We start from the raw sequence: 16,881 nt of genomic DNA, 5'->3' as shown, positions 1-16,881 counted from the left end.
CAAGCGGCACTTGGGAAGCGGCAGCCTTGTCGCGAACCCGACAAACCCGCCCTCCCCGGTGCCTTAACCAACATTGCGGACACTGGGGAATCTCCCGCCACCCCTTCCAAGATCATACACTTAGCCTCCGCCATGGGCTGGCATGGCGTTTGCGGAGTGCTTGCCGGGCGCGGACCTCCATACCGCGCAGCCTAGCCCCCACAACGATTTGGAGACCGCCGCCATGAACCCCGATTACCGCGAACCCCAAGAGTCCAGCCCCGCCGCCGGCCTCGCCGCCACGCCCCGCGACAGCGGACTCCCCGAAGACGAATGCTTCTACCGCATCCCGGCCCCGCCCGTGCCCGGCAAAATCGCTTGGAGCCTGAACCCATGGCTGCCGGAATAAGCCTCGTACCCCCCACCCCGGCCCCCACCTCGCTGTGGGCGCAATGGCGGGAAGACGTGTCCTGCGTGTTCGCCCGCGATCCGGCGGCGCGTAGCTTCCTGGAGGTGATCTTCCTGTATCCCGGCGTCCACGCGATCATGCTGCACCGGATCAGCCACCGGCTATGGCGGCGCGGCTGGAAATTCCCCGCCCGTTTGCTGGCCTTCCTGACCCGCTGGCTGACCAATGTGGACATCCATCCCGGCGCGACCATCGGTCGCCGCTTGTTCATCGACCATGGCGCGGGCGTGGTGATCGGCGAAACCGCCGAGGTCGGCGACGACGTGACCCTGTACCATGGCACCACGCTGGGCGGCACCTCCTGGCACAAGACCAAGCGCCATCCGACCTTGGGCAACGGGGTGTTGGTCGGGGCCGGGGCCAAGATTCTCGGTCCCATCGTGCTGGGCGATAAAGTGCGGGTGGGCGCGAATTCCATCGTCATCAAGGATGTGCCGGCCTGCTGCACGGTGATCGGCATTCCGGGCAAAATCGTGCAACGGAAAGACACATCCACCGAGAATTCGTTCGGGATCGACCTGGACCATCATTTGATTCCCGACCCGGTGGGCAAGGCTATGGCCTGTTTGATGGAGCGCATCGAGGTGTTGGAAGCCAAGCTGGCGGTCCACGAGAAAATCGAGGAATGCGCCTCCTGCCACGCCGAAACCGTTTGCCATCTTCCCGCGTCACAGGATCGACCCGAGTTGGCCGACGCGGCCTGATTTCCCTCAGCAAGAGCAACCGCCGGGAACTGGGGTAGCGCTGGCGGCCATACCGCTCCCACCACCGGGCGACGCTATCGCAGCAAAGTTCACTGGTGTCGTGGCTGGTGTTGAGGTGGATGTACCCCTCGTTCCGCCCCAGGTCGTAAAGGCCGGGCGGGATCAACTTGCCCTCCCCGGCGCTGGGGAAGTCGTGGTCCAGCACTGCCACCGGCACCTGGGTATGGGTGTGGCCCCCGCGGGCGAAGTTGCCGATCAATTCCTTCTTCTTGGTGTCGATGCTCAGCACCGGGTCGCCCGCCGTCTCGATGGCTTCGCCGTAACCCATCATCCCCGCTCATCCCTCAATCCGCCAAGGCCTCCATTATCCACCGGCTCGCTTGTTCCGGGGGGAAAACGGGAAGTTATTTCCGGCCAGATACTAAATTAGATGGTTAAGTTTTTTGTCATGTACTCAGGCGGCTTGATTTGGACAAAGTCGAGCTAAAGAAGCGGGGCTTTTCGCGGAAACCCGGTAAAATCACGTCTCCATCCCCATCCCGCCTCCGCCGCATCCCCAACCGCATGAACCCACAAGCTTCCGCCGCGACCGGCCCCCAAGGCCGCCGCCCCTTGTTCGCGGTCATCGACCGCATGGTCGCCTCCGAACTCGCCAAAACCCTGTTCGCCATCCTGCTGGTGCTGGTGGTCATCATCGTCAGCCGCAAATTCCTCAACATCCTCGCCAAGGCCATTGAGGGCGAGGTTTCGGGCGATACCTTGTTCCAACTGCTGGGGCTCAAGACCCTCAGCGCTACCGCCGTGCTGCTGCCGCCCGCCACCTTCATGGCGATCCTGACCGTGATCGGCCGCATGTACCGCGACCATGAAATGGCGATCCTGGCTTCGGCCGGCGTCGGGGCGTCGCGCCTATACCGGGCCTTGGCCTGGATGGCGGTGCCGGTGTTCCTGTTGTCGGGTTATTTGGCGCTGGACGTGATGCCCTGGAGCGAGCAAAAAGCCCAAGCCCTGATGAAAAAGGACGAGGAAAGCGCCGATATCCGCGGCATCAAGCCGGGGCGCTTCAACGAATTCAGCTCCGGCGACACGGTGCTGTATGCCGAGTCCATGGACGACGACAACCTCATGACCAACATGTTCGTCCAGCGCCGCCTGGACAATGGCACCGAAGTCACCATCGCCGACCATGGCCATTTGCAGCACACCGGGTTGGACGAATATTTCGTGGTGCTGAACGACGGGCGGCGCTACCAAGGCAAACCCGGCCAGGCCGATTACATCGTCAGCGAGTTCGGGGAATATGCCGTGAGGATTCCGGGACCGGAGGAAGAAGCGGCGGAACTCAAGCGCGAGGCCAAAAGCACCCTGGAACTGATCCGCGAATGGACCCCCAAGGAATTGGCGGAACTCCAGAAACGGCTGGCGGTGCCCTTGGGCGTGGTGTTCCTGACCTTGCTGGCGGTGCCGCTGGCACGGGTCGCGCCCCGCCGCGGGCCTTATGGCAATGTGTTCACCGCCTTCCTGATCTATGTGGTCTACGAGAACCTTCAGAAGATTTCCCAGGGCATGTTGATGACCGGGAAGATTCCGCTGTGGCTGAGCTATTCCGGCATCTATACCGTGCTGACGGCGATCACCCTGGGCTTGTTCCTGAAGAACCTGGGATTCCGCTGGTTCATCCATTTATTCAAGAGGAGCGCCTGAATGTTGAGGACACTGGACCGTTATGTCGCCAAGGAAGTCATCAAGGGTGCCTTGATCGCCGTCACCGTGCTGTTGGCGCTGCTGAACTTCTTCACCTTCGCCGACGAACTGGGCGATTTGGGCGAAGGGGATTACGGGATGAAGCAGATTTTCGGCTATCTGGCGCTGACTTCGCCCAGGGCGTTCTATGAACTCATGCCCTCCGCCGCCCTGGTCGGGGGCTTGGTGACGCTGGGTGGCCTCGCCAATAACCGCGAACTGATGGCGATGCAGGCGGCGGGGGCGTCCAGGGCGCGGATCATCCGGGCGGTATTGAGTGGCGGCTTGGTGTTGCTGGCGATTTCGGTGGCCGTGGGCGAACTGGTCGCGCCGGGGGCCGAGCGCGAGGCCAACGCGCTGAAATCCACGGCGCTCAAAAAACAAGTCGCCTCGCGCACCAAGTACGGGTTCTGGGTGCGCGACGGCAACATCTTCATCAACATCCGCCGGGTCGATCAGCCGGAAAACCTGGGCGATATCAATATCTACGAGGTCTCGCCGGACAAGCGGCTGTTGCTGGCGAGCCATGCCAACAAAGCCATCTACGACGGTGCCAAGTGGGGCTTGGTCAAGATACGGGCCAGTTATTTCCGGCCTGGGGAAGTCACCGCCGACTTGAAACCGGCCATGGATTGGTCCTCGGTGCTGGCCCCGGACCTCCTCAACGCCTTCGTGATCCGGCCCGAGAACCTCTCGGCCTGGGAACTGGACCGCTATATCGACTACCTCCGGGAGAACGGCCAGAACCCGCTGCCGGTGGAACAGGCGTTCTGGGGCCGGATCGTGCAACCGGCGGTCACTTTGGTGATGTTGCTGGTGGCGGTGCCCTTCGTGCTGACCATCAAGCGCGAAGTCGGGATGGGCCAACGCATCGTGGTGGGGGTGGTGATCGGGCTGGGCTTCTATCTGTTCGACCGGATGTTCAGCCATTTCGGCCTGATCTACGAGATGAACCCGATCTTCGCGGCCTCGTTCCCGACCGGGCTGGCCTTGGTGGGGGCGATGATTGGATTGATGCGGATGCGGGCGGGGTGATTTTTACCATCCCTGAAAAAGCCCACTCGATAATCGCCCACACGGTAGCGCCAATATGCGCCCAACGGCCCCGTAAGTGCCTTGCCGACGCTGTCCCATTGCATCATCACCCCGGCAAAAACAACCACCCCGCCCCATCGACATCCACCAATCCCGTCCTTCCGAGCGCGGCCCGGATCACCGCGCCCAAGCCTGCCACCAAGTCGTAAGTCTCCAATTCCGCCAAATCCACCCACCGCGCATCGGTCACATCGCTGGCCGGAACCGGCTCTGGCACAGGTTCGGCAACCGCCAACTCCGCCAGGAAATCCACAATCACATAATGGAACCCCTCCAGCCGCCGCTCGGCCAAGGCCACGATAGGGCCGGGTTCGACCGCAAGGCCGGTTTCCTCCCGGAGTTCGCGGCGGCAGCATTCGCGCAGGGTTTCGCCCGCTTCCTGCTTGCCGCCGGGCAGGGACCAACAGCCCAGGGCAGGCGGCTGGCCCCGCCGCACCAGCAACACCCGGCCCAGGCCGTCGAACACCACGGCACCGACGCCGATGGCGGGTTGGGGAGGAAGATTTTGGGTCATGGTCGGGGCGGCTGTCGCTGGCGGTGAAAGGCCCATTGTAGCGCCCGGCTATTGAAAACGCGGTGGACAGCCCTATAGTGGAAACTTGTTTTCCCCTTCCACTTTAAGAGGTTATCCCCATGCCTATCTACGAATACCAATGCAAAGCCTGCGGTCACGAACTGGAAGCCATCCAGAAAATCTCCGACGACCCGCTGAAGGAATGCCCGGCCTGCGGCGACCTGGAATTGACCAAGCTGATTTCGGCGGCGGGCTTCCGGCTCAAGGGCGGCGGCTGGTACGAAACCGACTTCAAGGGCGGCAAGGACAAGAAAAAGAATCTGGCCGGGGAAGGCGCCGCCAAAACGGAAGCCAAACCCGCCGCCGCCGATGCCTCATGAGCTTGTGCCACGGACGACCGCCCCGTAAGATTCCCGCCTTTTTACTCACGGGAGACCCAGGCCATGCGTAGCCACCGATGTGGAGAATTGACCGAAAGCCAGTTGGATCAAGAAGTTGATCTCTGTGGCTGGACCCACCGCCGCCGCGACCACGGCGGCGTCATTTTCATCGACCTGCGCGACCGGGAAGGCTTGGTCCAGGTCGTGTTCGATCCCGATTACGCCGACGCCTTCAAGCTGGCGGAAAGCGTCCGCAGCGAGTATGTGCTGAAGGTCCACGGCAAGGTGCGCTCCCGCCCCGCCGGCACCGAAAACCCCAACCTGGGCACCGGCAAGGTCGAGGTGTTGGCGACCCAGTTGGAAATCCTCAACAAGGCCGAAACCCCGCCCTTCCCGTTGGAAAGCGAGGTCGAGGTCAGCGAGGAAACCCGCTTGCGCTACCGCTACATCGACCTGCGCCGCCCGGCCATGCAGCAAAAGCTCAGGATGCGCCGCGACATCACCCGCTCCCTGCGCGGCTTCATGGATGCCAACGGCTTTTGGGAAATCGAGACGCCGTTCCTGACCAAGGCCACCCCGGAAGGCGCCCGCGATTATCTGGTGCCGAGCCGCACCCACCCGAACCATTTCTTCGCCCTGCCGCAATCGCCCCAGCTCTACAAGCAATTGCTGATGGTGTCCGGCCTGGACCGCTATTATCAAGTGGTGCGCTGCTTCCGCGACGAAGACCTCCGCGCCGACCGCCAGCCGGAATTCACCCAACTCGATATCGAAACCTCGTTCATGGACCAGGACGCCATCACCGACCTGATGGAGGAGATGATCCGCGCCCTGTTCAAAGAGGTGCTGGACGCGGAACTGCCCAACCCGTTCCCGCGCATGACCTATGCAGAAGCCATGCGCGACTACGGTTCGGACAAGCCGGATTTGCGCGTGCCCTTCAAGCTGGTGGACGTGGCCGATTTGCTGACCACCTGCGAATTCAAGGTATTCGCGGGCGCGGCCAAAGACCCGGAAGGCCGGGTCGCTGCCCTGCGCCTACCCAAGGGCGCGGAACTGTCGCGCAAGGAACTGGATGATCTGGCCGCCTTCGTCGCCATCTACGGCGCCAAGGGCTTGGCCTATATCAAAGTCACCGACCGCGCCACCGGGATCGAGGGTTTGCAATCGCCCATCGTGAAATTCCTGCCGCCCGAAGCCGTGCTGGCGATCCTGGACCGGGTCGGCGCGGAAACCGGCGACGTGGTGTTCTTCGGGGCCGACAAGGCCAAGATCGTCAGCGAGGCCTTGGGCGCGTTGCGCATCAAACTGGGTCATGAGCGCGGCTTCGCGGAAGGCGAGTGGAAGCCCCTATGGGTGGTGGATTTCCCGATGTTCGAATGGGACGACAAGGACGGGCGCTGGTTCGCGATGCACCATCCTTTCACCGCGCCCAAGTGCGGCGTGGAGGAACTCAAGGCCGATCCCGGCAAGGCGCTGTCGAAGGGCTACGACATGGTGCTGAACGGCACCGAGATCGGCGGCGGTTCGGTGCGTATCCATCGCCAGGACATGCAGGATGTGGTGTTCAAGCTGCTCGGTATCGAGGACGAGGAGGCCCAGCAGAAGTTCGGCTTCCTGCTGACCGCGCTGAAATACGGCGCTCCGCCGCATGGCGGTATCGCCTTCGGCCTGGACCGCTTGGTGATGCTGATGAGCGGGGCCAACTCAATCCGCGAAGTGATGGCCTTCCCCAAGACCCAATCGGCGTGGTGTCCGATGATCGATGCGCCCGCGCCAGTCACGGATATGCAGTTGCGGGAGTTGGGGATCAAGCTCAGGAAGCCGCCGGAGGCGAAGGGCGAGGCCAATTAAAATTTGGCGCGGGGCCGGTTAAACCGGCCCTTTTTTGGTTTTTCGCGGTTGTTCGGAAAAGCCAAGCCGGAAAGCTCATGGCGCGCCACGGAATCCGGGCCACGCGGGAACGGCAAAGGCGGCGCATCATCGCGCCGCCCCTCCCATGAACCCTCAAGCCAAAAACACCCGCTCCAACGCCCCCCGCGCCACATTCCCGCATTTATCCTCGGCCTCGATGTAATACCTCACCTCCCCCGCCCCGACCGGCAATGCGGCGGTGAAATACTCCGCCGTCACCCTGGCCCCGGTTTCGGAAGGATAAGCCCCATGGCTCCGCATCTTCAGCCGGGTTTCCCCACCCGCCGTCCGCAACACCAAATCCACCCGCTCCAGCCCCGACACATCGGACACGAAGCTATGCACCACGCCCTCGCGCGGCGCGTCCAGCAGGCCCCCATTGCCCCAGCGCTTCCCGCCCGGATTCTCCGGCGTGACCCAGGGCGCGAAAAGGGTCGGCCCGGTACGGTCGCGGCCCGCCCGCACCACCGCCTCCACCGCGCCCTGGATGAGTCCATAAGCCAGATTGGCGGCATTCGTCACCTGCTGATCCCACACCCGCTGCCCGGTCCAGTACCAATAGCAACTGGTCTCGGCGGTCAGCAGCAGGCGCACCGCCTCGGCCAGGGCGGGCGATTCGGCCCCCGCCTCCTCCAGCGTATAAACCCTGTTCTGCAAGGCGGTCAGCACCGCCCAGGAGTTGAGATCGGGCGAATAAGGCTGGTCGTAGCGGCTGAACCACTTCATGAACTGGGGATCGCCGTTGTCGGCCCCGCTCCACGAACCCGGCTCGACATGCACCACATGCTTGGGATCGGGCGGGAAGCGCCGCAGATAATCCTCGACCGTGGTCAGTTCGAAGCGCGGATCGTTTTGGAGCCAGCGCACCAGGGCTCCGGTGTTGTGGCGGTAATAGCTGTCGGCCCCGCCGCCGTGGTTATCGCCGTCGGAATGCAGCAGGAAGAACGGCGGATGCGCGGGATCGAAACTTCCGGTTTCCACCACCCGGTCGTAGACCTGCCCCAACACATCGGGATATTGCAAGGCACCGAAACCGCCACGGGCGTCCTCGTTGCCGATATAACGCTCGGCGGGCACGGCGATGATGGTGTGGAGCCGCCCGTCCGGGTCTTCGTAGCCGACATATTCGGGCCGCAGCAGGCTGGGCGAAATCTTCGAGCCGGCCCAAATGTTGCGCAATTGCAGCCAATCGTCCACCGGCGGATTGGCCTGTTCCGCCGGATTGGGCGGCAATAGACCCCCCCCCGGCCCGGCATAGGGATAATCGCGGCAGGCGCGGTAGCGGTGGATGGAGTCGTAGATCACCGCCTCGATCCCGGCCTCCAGCAAGGCCGGGATCATCCGCACATGGAAGGCGGTTTCCGGCGGGAACAGCACCCGCGACGCCTCGGCCCCAAAGACGGCGCGGACGATGCCCCGGTGCCATTCGATCTGGCGCACGATGTCGCGGTGCGGAATCAAGGCCATCAGCGGATGGAAAAACCCAAAGGCCGAGAACGACAGCCGGGGATTCCCCAGCGCGGTCTTGGCCTCCGCCATGTCGCGCAACGCCCCGTTCCAGCCGGAAAAACCGCCGCCGCACCAGCCCCGCTCGGCGCAGCGGTCCAGTTGCTCGATCAAGGAACCGCTCCAACTGGTGGAAAGCCCCCCATGCGGCAAACCGCCGTCGATGTATTGCCGCACCGCCTCAGGCACGAAGCCGGTATAGTTGCCGACCCGCGAGCCGAAGATGCCGTCCTTCTCACCGTCCCAATAATCGCGGTCGGTGGTGTTGTAGTACGGCTGGTGCATGTGCTTATGGATGCCGAAATACACCTTGACCGGCCCGCCGCCCGCCACCGACACCCGGACTTCCGGCTTGGGCCGGGTCGGCAGGCTCATCTTGAGCGTGCGGTATACCTTGATCCAATCGCCACCGCCCGCCTGTCCCAAATCGGCCGTGCGGCAGCCTTCAATTTGCAGGCTGATTTCGCCCGCCAGCAATAAACCGGCGGGCACGGTGGCGGCATAGGTCCACACGCCGTCCGCGCTCTCCCCTAACAAGCGGATGGCCGCGCCGTTGACGAGCTTTTGCTGGCCTTGGCCGTGCAGGATCACCTGCGGGAACGGAATCGCGCCATCGGCGGCGAACCGGACCTCGAACTCGGGATTTTTGCCGGTCGTGGCCCCGTCGAGCCGCTCGGGAATTTCGATCTTCACGAACCTGGAAAACACTGTCATGGCTTGCCCCATTCAACACACAGGAAGGATGCGCCGGACCAAACCCGGTGCGGCGTTGCGCGGATTATGCTTGAGATTGGCGGCGGCGGGCGCGGCGCTTTTGGCCTGGGGCGCGGCGGAGGCCGGGGATTGGTCGGGCCGGGTGCTGCGGGTGCATGACGGGGATACGCTGACGCTGCTACGGGCGGGCCGCGAAGTCACGGTACGCCTGAACGAGATCGACGCCCCGGAACTGGACCAACCCCACGGCGAGGCGGCCCGGCGGGCGCTGGTGGGCCTGTGCCTCAACCGCGATGCCAGTATCCACGACCAGGGCGTGGACAAATACGACCGGACCTTGGGCCGGGTCAGCTGCGGCGGCACCGATGCCAACGCCGAGCAGGTGAAGGCGGGCCATGCTTGGTTCTACGCCCAATACAGCCAGGACGCGGCGTTGCGCGGCTACGAGGCGGAAGCGCGGCGGCGGCGGATCGGCCTGTGGTCGGCGCGGAACCCCCAGCCGCCTTGGGAATTCCGCCACATGGACGGCGGCACACACCGCGAGGCCCAACGCGGCGGCCTCTGCGGGGCCAAGCGTACTTGCGGCGAGATGGTGGATTGCGGCGAGGCGCTGTTCTATCTCCAGCGCTGCGGGGTCAAGCGCCTGGACAGCGACAAGGACGGCGTGCCTTGCGAATCCTTATGCCAGGGCGCATCCCCCTCCTGGCCGTGAGGCCGATGCGTCGGCGCAAAGCCGGTCTTGGACTCCAAACACCCGGAATCTTCCGCACCCCCACGCGCTAGCGGGGACGGTAACCCGAACGGTCTTGGGGGTACGAGGGATACGGGTCGGAACGCTCCTGGTTGCGGTCCATGGCATAGCCAATCGCCCCGCCCGCCACAGCGCCCAGCGCCCCTCCGGTCACAGCCCCGTTGCCGCGCCCCCCGTCGGCGGCGTAGCCCAGCAGGGCACCCCCCGCCGCCCCCACGGCGGCCCCGGTCAGCGCCCCGCGATAGCCGGGCTGGCTATAACCATAGTTGCCGGGCGCGGCGCAGGCGGATAGGATCGCGACGCAAGCCAGGACGCTCAAGATACGGTTCGGGATGTTCATGGCGTTTTTCCTCTGTGATCGAACGAGCCGGGACAGAGTATCGGCCTGGGCCGGTGAATGGGGACTGAACGGCCCGGAACCCGCCTCCTTCATTCCACCCAATCGAACGTCCGCGTCACCGCCTTTTTCCAATCCGCGTACAAGCATTCGCGGGTTGCGGGGGCCATCGTGGGCGACCACACCCGGTCGCGCCGCCACAGTCCGCGCAATTCGTCCACATCGCGCCAGAATCCGACCGCCAAACCGGCGGCATAGGCCGCGCCCAGCGCCGTGGTTTCGGCGATGGCCGGACGCACCACCGGCATACCCAACAGGTCGGCCTGGAAGCCCATCAATAAATCGTTCGCCACCATGCCGCCATCGACCTTGAGTTCCGCCAGGGCCTGGCCGGTTTCATCGCGCATGGCGTCGAGGATTTCACGGGTCTGGTAGGCGGCGGCTTCCAGGGCGGCGCGGGCGAAATGGCCCTTGTTGACATAGCGGGTCAAGCCGACGATGGCCCCGCGGGCGTCGCCGCGCCAATAGGGCGCGAACAGCCCGGAAAAGGCCGGCACGATGTAGATGCCGCCATTGTCCGCGACGGTCGCGGCCAGGGTCTCGACCTCGGCGGCGCTGTCGATCAGCCCCAGATTGTCCCGGAGCCATTGCACCAGCGCTCCCGTCACCGCCACCGAACCTTCCAGGGCATAGACCGGCGGTTCCGATCCCAGGCGGTAGGCCACCGTGGTCAATAAGCCTTGGCGCGACACCACCGGCTCCCGTCCGGTATTCAGCAGCATGAAGCAGCCGGTGCCATAGGTGTTCTTGGCCTCGCCCGGCGCAAAACAGCCCTGCCCGAACAAAGCCGCTTGCTGGTCGCCCAAATCCCCGGCCAGGGGCACGCCGCTCAAGCTTCCCGCGCATACGCCGTAAACCTCAGAGGAAGCATGGATTTCCGGGAGCAGCGGGCGCGGGATCGCCATGGCCTCCAATAACCCGGCATCCCACTCCAGCCGGGCCAAATCCATCAACAGGGTACGCGAGGCATTGCTGGGATCGGTGATATGGACGCCGCCCCTGGGACCGCCGCTCAGATTCCAAATCAACCAGGTGTCGATGGTGCCGCACAGCAGTTCGCCGCGCTCCGCCCTGGCCCGCGCCCCCTCCACATGGTCCAGCAGCCAACCCAGTTTGGGGCCGGAAAAATAGGTCGCGATAGGCAGGCCGGTCCGCGCCCGGAACCGATCCTGGCCGAATTCCCCGGCCAGCCGCCCGCACAACTCGGCGGTGCGGGTATCCTGCCAGACGATGGCGTTATGGACTGGCCGCCCGGTTTCCCGCTCCCACAACACCACCGTCTCGCGCTGGTTGGCGATGCCGACGGCGGCGAGTTGGGACGGGCCCAGGCCCGCCCGTTCCAGCGCCCCCGCCACCACGGCCTGGGTCTGGGCGAGGATTTCCAAGGGATCGTGTTCAACCCAGCCGGGCCGGGGATAGAATTGGCGGTGTTCGCGTTGGGCGCGTGCGATTTCACGGCCTTGGCGGTCGAAAATAAGGCAACGGGTACTGGTAGTACCCTGGTCTATGGCGGCGAGGTATGGGTTCATCGTTGGATGGCTCATAGGGTGGGGAGTTTGCGGCTACGATTATCGCAAAACCACGCCGGCCCATAGGGAGTTCGGTCCGTTTTGCAAGTGACTTATATTGAATGATATGGCCGAATTACTGTCTTTCTCCCATTTCATGCCGCACGGCAATTGCTACCTCTGGCTACCCAGCGTGCTATGGTTGCATGTGGTCTCCGACGGCTTGATCGTCCTGTCGTATTACTCGATCCCCTTCGCCATCCTGGCCTTGGTGCGGCGGCGCACCGACCTCCAGTTCGACTGGATGCTCAGGCTGTTCGGGCTGTTCATCTTCCTGTGCGGCACCACCCACCTGCTGGCGATCTGGACCACCTGGGTGCCGGACTACTGGCTGTCCGGGCTGGTGAAGGCCGTCACCGCCCTGGCATCGATGGCGACCGCCGCCCTGATCTGGCCCTTGCTGCCCAAACTGGTGGCGATCCCCAGCGCCCGGCAATTGCTGGCGATCAACCAGGAACTGGCCGAAATCCTGGAAAAACACCGCGCCACCGAATGCGAATTGCGCACGCTGTCGCTGGCGATGGCGCATAGTTCCAGCATGGTCATCATCACCGACATCCAAGGCGTGATCGAATATTGCAACCCGGCGTTCTGCCAGGGCACGGGCTACGAGGAACGCGAACTCCTGGGCCACAAGGTCTCGATCCTGGGTTCCGGCTTCACCGATCCGGCCATCTACCAGGATTTATGGCGCACCCTCTCGGAGGGCCGCTCCTGGCAGGGCGAACTCCTGGACCGCAAGAAGAACGGCGATTTGTACTGGTCGATGCTCTACATCGCCCCGGTCAAGGACGGCGACGGGGCCATCACCCATTACGTGGCGGTCTCCCACGATATCAGTGAACTCAAGAACTCGGAGGAAACCATCCGGCGGTTGGCGTTCTACGATCCCCTCACCGAACTGCCCAACCGCGCCCTGTTCAAGGAGCGCCTGGAGCAGGCGCTGCTCCGCGCCCGCCGCGACAACCGGATGTTCGCCCTGCTGTACATCGACCTCGACCGCTTCAAGCACATCAACGACAGCCTGGGCCATATCGTCGGCGACAAGCTATTGATCGAGGTGGGCCAGCGCCTCAAGCGGCAATTGCGCGGCACCGACACCGTGGCCCGGCTGGGCGGCGACGAGTTCGCCGTCATCCTGGGCGATCTGGCCGACCCCGGAATGGCGGCGGAAATCGGCCATGCGCTGTGCGTGGCGGTCGATTCGCCCTATTCCATCGATGGCCACGCGCTATCGGTCTCGGCCAGCATCGGCATCAGCCTCTATCCCGAGGACCACATCGATATCGAGGAATTGATCCGCATGGCCGACAACGCCCTCTACCGGGCCAAGGACGCCGGGCGCAACCAATTCGCCTATTACAGCAAGGCACCCGACCCCGTCCGCCTGGAATGGCCAACCCCGGAGACGGGCCGGACCCAAGCGCACACCAACCGCATGGCGGCGTCGGCACCAGCCCAGATGGGAGGTAGATCATGAGTTTATTGGGAAATTTGCTGTGGCTGCTATTCGGCGGCTTCATCGCCGGGCTGGGCTATCTCCTGGGCGGGCTGGCCCTGTGCCTGACCGTGGTGGGGATTCCCTTCGGGTTGCAATCGATCAAGCTGGGCTTGGCGGTGTTCGCGCCGTTCGGCAAGGACGTGGTGGAACTGCCCGACGCCAACAGCGTCCTGCGGGTGGTCTTCAACCTGCTGTGGATATTGCTGTTCGGCTGGCCCATCGCGGTGGCGCACCTGACCAGCGCGGGCATACTGGCCCTGACCATCATCGGCATTCCCTTCGCCGTGCAGCATATCAAGCTGATCCCGCTGTCGCTGCTGCCGTTCGGGCGCGACCTGCGCTGATTCCAAAGCCCTGGGAGTCCCCGCCTTACCGCCTGTGGCCAGGGAGCTTGGGAACCAGCGAACGGGCTTGCGCCGTCGCGCCCGGCCCTAACCAGCCCCGCCTAAGCGGGCGGCACCGAGCCGATCCGGTCCACCAGCCACACCAACTCGCCCTCGGCGTCCCCGCTGAAACCCACCGCCTCCATCATGTCGTAGGGCAGCGAGAGCCAGGCGTTGGTCTGCTTGGCGCTCCACACCACGCTGGATTGGACATCCTCGATGGCGAGCCGGACCTTGCCGATGGCCTGGGCCGCGAGCCGCGCCGCCACCCGCTGCTCGAACGGGGCGGCGGGCGTGACCGAGCGCTCGATCTCCTCGCGCAGCGCCGCCAAAGGATTCAGCACGCCGCCGATCAAACCGCCGCCCGCGGGATCGGCCCCACGCCGCAAACGCTGCTCGGCCAGCCAATCATTGGCGATGCCGCACAGGTCGAGCATATTGAGGATGAACCAGGACTTGGCATTGCGCTCCTCGGTGGGCAAGGGCTCGGGCGAGGACAGCACCGAAGCCACCTGGGCTTCCATCAAAGCGCCGATGGCCTTGCGGTCGCGGTACTTGGCGGCGAAAGCGGCCACACCCTCGACATCGTTGGAATCCGGAGCCTGGATGGCCTTGATGGCCCGGTCGAACTCGTTGCGGGCCAGGCAATTACCCAAGGCCGCCCGCACCGGACCCCAACCGTTCTGCTTGTCGAGGATACGCACATGCCAATCGGCGAGGCGGGCCGACAACTGGGCACGGGCGCTACGCTCATCGCCGGCGGGGAGTTTCCGCAACACCTCCAAACCCAGAGAACCGTCGCTGCCGAACAAGCGCAGCAATTGCTCCAAGCGCTGGCGGAAACCTTCCCCGAACCCATGGCCGGCGTATTCCACCAAGGCCGGCGCCTGGGTATGGCTCCCGCCGAACAGCGCCGGCTGGAAACTGGCCACGAACAGCAAATAGGGCACCGCCGGGCCGCCGGGCCGCCGGGCGCAGAGTTCGTCGATCAAGGGCGGGGACAGGAAATTGAGCAAGCGTTGGGAAGTGGCGAGGGCTTCATCCTCCCGCGACCACACATGCATCCCGAAATACGCCGCCTTGAACAAATCCGGGACCAACAGGCTGGGAATGGGCAAGTGGCTGAACTGGGCCGATTTCAAGGTGGTGTAGGCCACGTTGACATAGCCCCGGTCGATCCAATGGAAAGCCACGTTCTCGATGGCCACGCCCAAATCCGGCGATTTGTCGCGATAGGCCGCGATGAAGCGCTGGACGGCGGTTTCGCAATCCTCGGCATAGGCGGGCGGGGCGGATTCCGGCTCCGGGACGGGTTCGGCGGGCGGCGGCGGGACCACGGCCTGTGCCTCGGCGGACACCGCCGCCGGGACGGGTTCCGCTTCGGGAGCCGGGGCGGACGGCGTTTCCTCTTCCGTGAACAAGGTCCGGTACCACGCTTCCTCGTGCGGTTCCGGCGGCGCTTCGGCGACCCCATCCAAAGCGATTTCCTCGACCGGCACCGGGTCCGGGACGGGTTCCGGGGCGAATGGCTCGGCCATCGAGTTGAGCGGGCGGACTTCCTCGTAGGGCGGCGCGTCCGGCCAGGCGAACAGCGCGGCGACGGCGGAAGCATGGAATTTTTCCGGCACGAAGGCCAAGGGCGGCGGATCGGCGGTGAGCGCCGCGTAATCCACGCCGGGCGGCAACAGGATTTCCAGGGCGCTCATTTCCTCCAGGGCGATGCCGCGCTCGGCCTCGCCCTGCTGGCTTTTGAGGGCGACCAGCGCGTTGAGCAACTCCCGGCGCTGCTTGAAACCGGCCCCGCCCAGCGCGGCTTCCTGCTCGGCGATCTGATAGGCCAATTCCTGGCGCTGGCGGCGCAGCCGGGCCAGCACGCCCGCGCTTTCCTTGCAGCGCCCGGCCATGTCGGCCAGCGTCCTGGCGAAATAGCCGCGCTCCACCGGATGCCGCAAGTGGCGGTCCAGATGGCTGCCCCAGGCGTGGCCGAACGCGCCCAGGAAGGCTTCGTCCTCGAAATCGCCGATGGGGATGCGCTTACCCAGGTCGGCGATGGTGGCGACGAACTCCAGGAGTTTCTGGCTTTCCTGTTGCACCAGTTTGGCCTTGAGTTCGGCGAGATGGTGGCCGACCAGGGCTTCGATACGCCCGGCGATGGCGAGGTCGTAGGGCTGATCGCGGCCCTGGGCGGCCAGGGCGTGGAGTTCTTGGTACAGCGCCTTCAAGGAGGCCGGTTCGGCATGGGCTGGGATGGTTGGGCTCACTGGGGATTTCCTTCGGCAGATGACGGGCGGATGGACCCCTGCAAGTTTAGTCCGGGCAGGGGTCCGAAGTCGCATCGCGAAAACGGTTGGCTTTTTGGAAGGGTTTCCCTATAATACGCGGCTCTTAACGCCGGAGTGGCGAAACTGGTAGACGCGCCAGACTCAAAATCTGGTTTGGGAAACCAAGTGTCGGTTCGATTCCGACCTCCGGCACCAATAAATTCAAAGACTTGCGTAGATCGAACAGACGGCACCGGCAAGATGCCAAAATCGTGTAAACGCAATGTAGACGGACCGAGCGGGATAACCCGCACCCAAAGACCCGCTTCGAGCGGGTTTTTTTATTCCACCGCGCACCACACGAAAAGAGCGGCATCCCGGCGGTTCAGTCGGGAACCTGGGCGCACCTGCACATGGATTGGCGGGGGCGACCTTTCTTTTCCGGCCCCGGAAACTTCTAACCATGTACAGCAAGTACAGGAAGTACAACAGCCGGAACCGGCCCGGCCTGCCCTGGTGAAGAAGCTGTTCGGACGAAACCGAGGGTTCCGGTAGGATAGATGGTTATTTCCCGCCCGGCCCTTCGCCCGCTTGCCGCCATGGATGGGGGACTGGGCGCGGCCCGCCCTGGTCGTGCCTTCGTCCAGCCGGGCCGGGTCGATGCTGCCGTCGTCCAGGAGCGCCAGGAAGCCCTGGACGCGCCAATTCCGCAGGGTCTTTTCATCTACCCCAAGGCGGCGGGCGGCTTCGCGGATCGATATTCCCTGTTTCGGCATGGAGTGCGGACCAAGTTGCGGACCAAGTTGCGGACCAAGTGCGGACCAAGTTTCGCCCAAGCGGTTGTTTTTCTGGCGTTATTCCCGCACTTGCTCCGCGGATTTCCGCGGAATGCGGACCAAGTTTTACGGTGCGCGGCTAGCCAAATATCGGGGGCGTCCTACCCGTATCCAGCCTTCCCGCTGGAAGAACCTACCCCACCCCAGGCCGACAGCCTTGACCAGG

15 protein-coding genes, 1 tRNA gene and 1 pseudogene are annotated in these 16,881 nt (G+C 64.3%); 10 read left to right on the top strand and 7 right to left on the bottom strand.

All coding sequences use genetic code 11. The features are described from left to right. Positions 1-223 precede the first annotated feature (223 nt). Positions 224-388 (top strand): hypothetical protein, encoded by a 165-nt coding sequence (locus B9N93_RS25475; protein ID WP_176225215.1) that lies wholly within the window; start codon positions 224-226, stop codon positions 386-388. Further along, positions 373-1,152: a serine O-acetyltransferase gene (gene cysE, locus B9N93_RS10315; protein WP_085213336.1), complete on the top strand. Its 780-nt coding sequence runs from the start codon at positions 373-375 to the stop codon at positions 1,150-1,152. The genes B9N93_RS25475 and cysE overlap by 16 nt, the downstream gene beginning before the upstream one ends. A gap of 16 nt (positions 1,153-1,168) precedes the next feature. Here cysE and B9N93_RS10310 read toward each other — a convergent pair. Further along, positions 1,169-1,480, bottom strand: a pseudogene (locus B9N93_RS10310) (ISAzo13-like element transposase-related protein); the annotation flags it as partial. Between the two features lie 236 nt (positions 1,481-1,716). Here B9N93_RS10310 and lptF point away from each other — a divergent pair. Together lptF and lptG are read left to right on the top strand one after the other, a co-directional pair. Continuing rightward, entirely contained in the window at positions 1,717-2,856 is a 1,140-nt protein-coding gene (gene lptF, locus B9N93_RS10305; RefSeq protein WP_085213335.1) for an LPS export ABC transporter permease LptF, read from the top strand. After that, positions 2,857-3,930, top strand: a complete 1,074-nt coding sequence (lptG, locus tag B9N93_RS10300) for an LPS export ABC transporter permease LptG (RefSeq protein WP_085213334.1) — start codon at positions 2,857-2,859, stop codon at positions 3,928-3,930. It begins immediately after the preceding gene. 106 nt (positions 3,931-4,036) lie between these two features. Here lptG and B9N93_RS10295 read toward each other — a convergent pair whose 3' ends face one another. Further along, on the bottom strand, positions 4,037-4,504 hold the full coding sequence (locus B9N93_RS10295) for an NUDIX hydrolase (RefSeq protein WP_085213333.1): 468 nt from the start codon (positions 4,502-4,504) through the stop codon (positions 4,037-4,039). Positions 4,505-4,623: 119 nt separating this feature from the next. Between B9N93_RS10295 and B9N93_RS10290 the strand changes: the two genes are divergently transcribed. Next, positions 4,624-4,884, top strand: coding sequence for an FmdB family zinc ribbon protein (locus tag B9N93_RS10290; RefSeq protein ID WP_085213332.1), 261 nt, complete (start codon positions 4,624-4,626; stop codon positions 4,882-4,884). A 63-nt stretch (positions 4,885-4,947) separates the two neighbouring features. Next, on the top strand, positions 4,948-6,738 hold the full coding sequence (gene aspS / locus B9N93_RS10285; RefSeq protein ID WP_085213330.1) for an aspartate--tRNA ligase: 1,791 nt from the start codon (positions 4,948-4,950) through the stop codon (positions 6,736-6,738). A 153-nt stretch (positions 6,739-6,891) separates the two neighbouring features. Here the strand turns inward: aspS and B9N93_RS10280 are convergent, their stop codons facing one another. Further along, complete coding sequence (locus tag B9N93_RS10280; protein WP_085213328.1) at positions 6,892-9,018, bottom strand: polysaccharide deacetylase family protein; 2,127 nt, start codon at positions 9,016-9,018, stop codon at positions 6,892-6,894. A 28-nt stretch (positions 9,019-9,046) separates the two neighbouring features. Here B9N93_RS10280 and B9N93_RS10275 point away from each other — a divergent pair, with 28 nt between their 5' ends. Further along, positions 9,047-9,730 carry a thermonuclease family protein gene (locus B9N93_RS10275; protein ID WP_085213325.1) on the top strand — a complete coding sequence of 228 codons (684 nt, stop codon included), beginning with the start codon at positions 9,047-9,049 and terminating at the stop codon, positions 9,728-9,730. Between the two features lie 67 nt (positions 9,731-9,797). On the opposite strand, the gene B9N93_RS10270 is transcribed toward B9N93_RS10275, so the two are convergent. Further along, positions 9,798-10,109 carry a glycine zipper domain-containing protein gene (locus B9N93_RS10270; protein WP_125468925.1) on the bottom strand — a complete coding sequence of 104 codons (312 nt, stop codon included), beginning with the start codon at positions 10,107-10,109 and terminating at the stop codon, positions 9,798-9,800. An 89-nt stretch (positions 10,110-10,198) separates the two neighbouring features. Next, on the bottom strand, positions 10,199-11,695 hold the full coding sequence (glpK, locus tag B9N93_RS10265; RefSeq protein ID WP_085216232.1) for a glycerol kinase GlpK: 1,497 nt from the start codon (positions 11,693-11,695) through the stop codon (positions 10,199-10,201). A 106-nt stretch (positions 11,696-11,801) separates the two neighbouring features. On the opposite strand from glpK, the gene B9N93_RS10260 reads away from it, so the two are divergent. Next, a complete protein-coding gene (locus tag B9N93_RS10260) occupies positions 11,802-13,214 on the top strand; it encodes a diguanylate cyclase domain-containing protein (RefSeq protein ID WP_085213323.1) in 1,413 nt (470 codons plus the stop codon). After that, positions 13,211-13,579 carry a YccF domain-containing protein gene (locus tag B9N93_RS10255; RefSeq protein WP_085213321.1) on the top strand — a complete coding sequence of 123 codons (369 nt, stop codon included), beginning with the start codon at positions 13,211-13,213 and terminating at the stop codon, positions 13,577-13,579. Before B9N93_RS10260 ends, B9N93_RS10255 begins: the two co-directional genes overlap by 4 nt. A gap of 101 nt (positions 13,580-13,680) precedes the next feature. Here the strand turns inward: B9N93_RS10255 and B9N93_RS10250 are convergent, their stop codons facing one another. Next, on the bottom strand, positions 13,681-15,879 hold the full coding sequence (locus B9N93_RS10250; protein WP_085213319.1) for a hypothetical protein: 2,199 nt from the start codon (positions 15,877-15,879) through the stop codon (positions 13,681-13,683). Between the two features lie 129 nt (positions 15,880-16,008). Between B9N93_RS10250 and B9N93_RS10245 the strand changes: the two genes are divergently transcribed. Next, positions 16,009-16,095 (top strand) — tRNA-Leu (locus tag B9N93_RS10245). Positions 16,096-16,220: 125 nt separating this feature from the next. Here B9N93_RS10245 and B9N93_RS26835 read toward each other — a convergent pair. Then, positions 16,221-16,655 carry a transposase gene (locus B9N93_RS26835; protein WP_368655812.1) on the bottom strand — a complete coding sequence of 145 codons (435 nt, stop codon included), beginning with the start codon at positions 16,653-16,655 and terminating at the stop codon, positions 16,221-16,223. Positions 16,656-16,881 lie beyond the last annotated feature (226 nt).

The sequence above is a fragment of the Methylomagnum ishizawai genome (assembly GCF_900155475.1).
In the GTDB taxonomy this organism is placed as follows: domain Bacteria; phylum Pseudomonadota; class Gammaproteobacteria; order Methylococcales; family Methylococcaceae; genus Methylomagnum; species Methylomagnum ishizawai_A.
This window is presented reverse-complemented; position numbering and strand designations above follow the sequence as displayed.

Coding starts and splice junctions, on each gene's coding strand:
- B9N93_RS25475 (WP_176225215.1), top strand. CDS start 224: ATGAACCCCGATTACCGCGAACCCCAAGAGTCCAGCCCCGCCGCCGGC.
- cysE (WP_085213336.1), top strand. CDS start 373: ATGGCTGCCGGAATAAGCCTCGTACCCCCCACCCCGGCCCCCACCTCG.
- lptF (WP_085213335.1), top strand. CDS start 1,717: ATGAACCCACAAGCTTCCGCCGCGACCGGCCCCCAAGGCCGCCGCCCC.
- lptG (WP_085213334.1), top strand. CDS start 2,857: ATGTTGAGGACACTGGACCGTTATGTCGCCAAGGAAGTCATCAAGGGT.
- B9N93_RS10295 (WP_085213333.1), bottom strand. CDS start 4,504: ATGACCCAAAATCTTCCTCCCCAACCCGCCATCGGCGTCGGTGCCGTG.
- B9N93_RS10290 (WP_085213332.1), top strand. CDS start 4,624: ATGCCTATCTACGAATACCAATGCAAAGCCTGCGGTCACGAACTGGAA.
- aspS (WP_085213330.1), top strand. CDS start 4,948: ATGCGTAGCCACCGATGTGGAGAATTGACCGAAAGCCAGTTGGATCAA.
- B9N93_RS10280 (WP_085213328.1), bottom strand. CDS start 9,018: ATGACAGTGTTTTCCAGGTTCGTGAAGATCGAAATTCCCGAGCGGCTC.
- B9N93_RS10275 (WP_085213325.1), top strand. CDS start 9,047: ATGCGCCGGACCAAACCCGGTGCGGCGTTGCGCGGATTATGCTTGAGA.
- B9N93_RS10270 (WP_125468925.1), bottom strand. CDS start 10,109: ATGAACATCCCGAACCGTATCTTGAGCGTCCTGGCTTGCGTCGCGATC.
- glpK (WP_085216232.1), bottom strand. CDS start 11,695: ATGAACCCATACCTCGCCGCCATAGACCAGGGTACTACCAGTACCCGT.
- B9N93_RS10260 (WP_085213323.1), top strand. CDS start 11,802: ATGGCCGAATTACTGTCTTTCTCCCATTTCATGCCGCACGGCAATTGC.
- B9N93_RS10255 (WP_085213321.1), top strand. CDS start 13,211: ATGAGTTTATTGGGAAATTTGCTGTGGCTGCTATTCGGCGGCTTCATC.
- B9N93_RS26835 (WP_368655812.1), bottom strand. CDS start 16,655: ATGCCGAAACAGGGAATATCGATCCGCGAAGCCGCCCGCCGCCTTGGG.